General features: G+C 69.7%; 4 protein-coding genes. 3 read left to right on the top strand and 1 reads right to left on the bottom strand.

The annotated features are described in order from the left end of the window. A partial coding sequence (locus AC27VN_RS35055; protein ID WP_490879587.1) for a tRNA (adenosine(37)-N6)-threonylcarbamoyltransferase complex transferase subunit TsaD occupies positions 1 to 717 on the top strand: 717 nt, incomplete at its 5' end. Positions 718 to 787: 70 nt separating this feature from the next. Here AC27VN_RS35055 and AC27VN_RS35050 read toward each other — a convergent pair. Then, the gene (locus tag AC27VN_RS35050) at positions 788 to 1,162 is read right to left on the bottom strand and encodes an Hsp20/alpha crystallin family protein (protein WP_490879586.1); all 375 of its coding nucleotides are present in this window, start codon (positions 1,160 to 1,162) and stop codon (positions 788 to 790) included. 122 nt (positions 1,163 to 1,284) lie between these two features. Here AC27VN_RS35050 and AC27VN_RS35045 point away from each other — a divergent pair, with 122 nt between their 5' ends. Together AC27VN_RS35045 and AC27VN_RS35040 are read left to right on the top strand one after the other, a co-directional pair. Continuing rightward, positions 1,285 to 2,565, top strand: coding sequence for a branched-chain amino acid ABC transporter substrate-binding protein (locus tag AC27VN_RS35045; RefSeq protein ID WP_490879585.1), 1,281 nt, complete (start codon positions 1,285 to 1,287; stop codon positions 2,563 to 2,565). Next, the gene (locus tag AC27VN_RS35040; protein WP_490879588.1) at positions 2,562 to 3,773 is read left to right on the top strand and encodes a pyridoxal phosphate-dependent aminotransferase; all 1,212 of its coding nucleotides are present in this window, start codon (positions 2,562 to 2,564) and stop codon (positions 3,771 to 3,773) included. Before AC27VN_RS35045 ends, AC27VN_RS35040 begins: the two co-directional genes overlap by 4 nt. The last annotated feature ends 167 nt before the right edge of the window (positions 3,774 to 3,940 follow it).

Raw genomic sequence — 3,940 nt, 5'->3', positions numbered from 1 at the left:
GTGCACCACCTCGAGGGCCACCTGCTGTCGCCGTTCCTGAGCGCCGACCCGCCCGAGTTCCCCTTCGTGGCGCTGCTGGTCTCGGGCGGCCACACCCAGCTCATGCGCGTGGACGGCGTGGGCCGCTACGAGCTGCTGGGCGAGACCATCGACGACGCCGCCGGCGAGGCCTTCGACAAGAGCGCCAAGCTCATGGGCCTGCCGTACCCCGGCGGCCCCTGGCTCGCCAAGCTGGCCGAGGGCGGCGACCCGGCGGCCTTCAAGCTGCCGCGGCCGCTGCTGCACAGCGGCGACCTCGACTTCTCCTTCGCCGGCCTCAAGACGGCCGTGCTCACGCAGGCCAGGAAGCTCGGCGACGCGCTCGAGGCGCGCAAGCCCGACCTCGCGGCCTCCACGCAGGCGGCGATCGTCGAGGTGCTGCTGAAGAAATCGCTGGCCGCGCTCGACCAGGCCGGCCTCAAGCGGCTGGTGGTGGCCGGTGGCGTGGGCGCGAACCGCATGCTGCGCGAGCAGCTCAATGCCGCCTGCGCCAAGCGCGGCGTGCGCGTGCACTACCCCGAGCTGCACCTGTGCACCGACAACGGCGCGATGATCGCGATGGCCGCGGCGATGCGGCTGCAGTCGGGGCTGTCGCAGCCCACCGAGCGCTATGCCTTCGACGTGAAGCCGCGCTGGCCGATGGCCTCGCTGTCGGCGGACCTGCCCGCCACCGTCTGAGAGCGCCTATGAAAAAGCCCGCGCGGCTCGTCGCCGCGCGGGCTTTTTCGCAGGTCGGTTGCGTCTGTGATCAGTTGATCTGCAGCTGCGAGACCTGGCTGACCGGCACCACCTTGGCGAGCTTCAGGGTCAGCACGCCGTTCTCGAGCTTGGCTTCGCTGGCGGCCGCGTCGATGTCCAGCGGCAGCTCGTAGGCGGCCTTGAACTGGCGCTTGGCGTCGGCCTTGCTCTCGATACGGACCACGGCGCCTTCGATGCCGATGCTCAGGTCCTCGCGGGCGAAGCCGGGCACGTCGAGCGACAGGGTCCAGCTCTTGTCGTCCTGCTCGACCAGCGGCGAGCGGCGCGCGGTGCCGGCGAAGGCATCGTTCACGAAGCGTTCGAAGGCGCGGTCATGGGCGCGGGGGGGGAAGCGGGTGGCGCGGAGAGCGGGTGCGAAAAACATGGAAGTACTCCTGAATGAACACAATGGGGACATGGAATGTGTGTCCCTTACACTGCGCGGCCGTTCAATCCTGAGTGCCGCTTGAAACCTCATCTAGGCCCAGCGGCGCGCGTTTCAAGTCAATGAATTCCAGCTTTTTCGAGCGCCGACAGGCCTTGAAATTCGCGGCACTGTCGCTATGCGCGAGGCCCTTCGCGGCGCTCGCGCAGACCCCGCCCGCACCCATCCGCCTCGCGCTGATCGAGAGCATGAGCGGCCCGTTCGCCAACACCGGCGAGGCGGTGTTCCGCAACCTGCTGTGGGCCGTGGAGCGCGTGAATGCGCGCGGCGGCATCAAGCTGTCGGGCGGCGCGCGGCCGTTGCAGCTCGACCGCTACGACAGCAAGGGGCAAAACGAGGAAGCGCTGTCGGCGCTGCGCGCCGCGATCGACGATGGCGCGCGCATCGTGCTGCAGGGCAACTCCTCGGCCACCGCGGCGGCGCTGATCGATGCGATCGACAAGAACAACGAGCGCGACCCGCAGCGGCGCATGCTGTTCCTCAACTACGCGGCGGTCGAGCCCTCGCTGACCAACGAGCGCTGCAGCTTCTGGCACTTCCGCTTCGACGCCCATGCCGACATGCGCGTGGCCGCGCTGATGGACGTGGTGAAGGACGATGCCGCGCTCAAGCGCATCTACCTGCTGGGGCAGGACTACAGCTTCGGCCAGGCGGTGCTGCGCGAATCGCGGCGCCAGCTCGGCGCGCTGCGGCCCGACGTGGAGATCGTCGGCGACGAGCTGCATCCGCTGGGCAAGGTCAAGGACTTCGCGCCCTACGCCAGCAAGATCATCGCGAGCGGCGCGCAGGCGGTGGTCACGGGCAACTGGGGCAACGACCTCACGCTGCTCGTGAAGGCCGCGCGCGAGGCCGGCTTCAACGGCACCTTCTACACCTTCTACGGCAATGCGCTGGGCGCGCCCGCGGCCATCGGCGATGCCGGCATAGGCCGCGTGATCGCGGTGGCCGACTGGCTGCCGAACGTGCAGACGCCGCAGTCGGAGGCCTTCTACCGCGCCTTCCGCACGCGCTTTCCGAAGCCCGCGGACGACTACGTCCACATGCGCATGCAGCTCTTGATCGAGTCGCTGGCGCAGGCGCTCGAGCGCGCTGGCGGCACCGACACCGTGGCAGTGGTGCGCGCGCTCGAGCAGGCCGACGTCACGCTGTACGGCCAGCGCGGGCGCATGCGCGCGGCCGACCACCAGTTCCAGCAGCAGCTCGTGGTCGGCGTGATGGACAAGCAGGGCCGAGCGGGCGTGCAGTTCGACGTCGAGGGCTCGGGCTACGGCTTTCGCGTGATCAAGACCATTGCCCCCGAGCGCGCGGAGCTGCCGACTTCGTGCAAGATGAAGCGCCCCTGAAGGCACGAAGCGAAGACACGACGACAACGAAAGAAGAACACAGCATGCGCCAAGCCATCCACAACCTCGAAGCCTCCAAGATCCGCGAAGTCGCCAATGCCGGCCTCGGCCGCAGCGACGTGCTCGCCTTCTGGTTCGGCGAGAGCGACGAGGTCACGCCCGATGTCATCCGCCAGGCGGCGATCGATTCGCTGCAGCGCGGCGAGACCTTCTATGCCCACAACCTCGGCCTGCCCGAGCTGCGCGCGGCGATCGCGCGCTACACCAGCAGCCTGCATCCCGCGGTCGATGCCTCGCGCATCGCCGTCACCTCGGGCGGCGTGAGCGCGCTGATGCTCGCGGTGCAGGCGCTGGTCGATGCCGGCGACGAGGTGGTCGCGGTGACGCCCGTGTGGCCCAACCTCACGGCGCAGCCCGCGATCCTCGGCGCGACGGTGCGCACGGTGCCGCTGGTGCCGGTACAGGGCGAATGGACGCTGGACCTGCAGGCGCTGCGCGCGGCGGTCACGTCGACCACCAAGCTGCTGATCGTCAATGCGCCGAACAATCCGACCGGCTGGACGATGACGCGCGAGGAGCAGCAGGCCGTGCTCGACCATTGCCGCGAGACCGGCACCTGGATCCTCGCGGACGAGGTCTACGAGCGCCTGTACTTCGAACCCACGGCCAACGGCTGCGCGCCGAGCTTCCTCGACATCGCCCGGCCCGACGACCGGCTGGTGGTCACGCACAGCTTCTCGAAGAGCTTCCTGATGACCGGCTGGCGCCTGGGCTGGCTGGTGCTGCCGCCCGCGCTGGTCGAGGGCATCGGCAAGCTGATCGAGTTCAACACCTCGTGCGCGAGCGTGTTCACCCAGCGCGCCGGGGTGGTGGCGATCGAGCACACGGCCGAGATCACGCCGCGCGTGGTGGCGCACCTCAAGTCGTGTCGCGACACGCTGGTGCCGCTGCTGGCGGCCGTGCCGGGCGTGCAGGTGGCGCCGGCCAAGGGCGGCATGTATGCCTTCTTCCGGCTCGAGGGTTTCGATGATTCCTTCGAGGTGGCGAAGCGGCTCGTGGTCGAGGCCGGGCTCGGGCTCGCGCCCGGCAATGCCTTCGCGCCCGAGGGGCAGGGCTGGTTGCGCTGGTGCTTCGCCTCGAAGGATCCGCAGCGGCTGGTGCAAGGCGTGGAGCGGCTGCGCGGCTGGCTCGCGAAGCAGCAGGGCTGAATGACGCCGAGGCCCGCGCCCGTCGACGCCGTGCGCATCCGCGGCTCGGCGCTGCCGGGCCTGCAGACGATCGTGGCCGAATCCGCGCGCAGCTTTCCGCGCCACATGCACGACGTCTACGGCATCGGCGTGATCGACCGCGGCGGCCAGCGCTCGGCCAGCGGCCG

This window comes from Variovorax sp. 20P10.2.4, assembly GCF_058244205.1.
The sequence above is the reverse complement of the archived record's forward strand: the minus strand, read 5'-3'. Positions and strand labels throughout refer to the sequence as shown.

What these genes read in the sequence shown, in the direction of transcription:
- AC27VN_RS35050 (WP_490879586.1), bottom strand. Translation starts at nt 1,162, where the DNA reads ATGTTTTTCGCACCCGCTCTCCGCGCCACCCGCTTCCCCCCCCGCGCC.
- AC27VN_RS35045 (WP_490879585.1), top strand. Translation starts at nt 1,285, where the DNA reads ATGAATTCCAGCTTTTTCGAGCGCCGACAGGCCTTGAAATTCGCGGCA.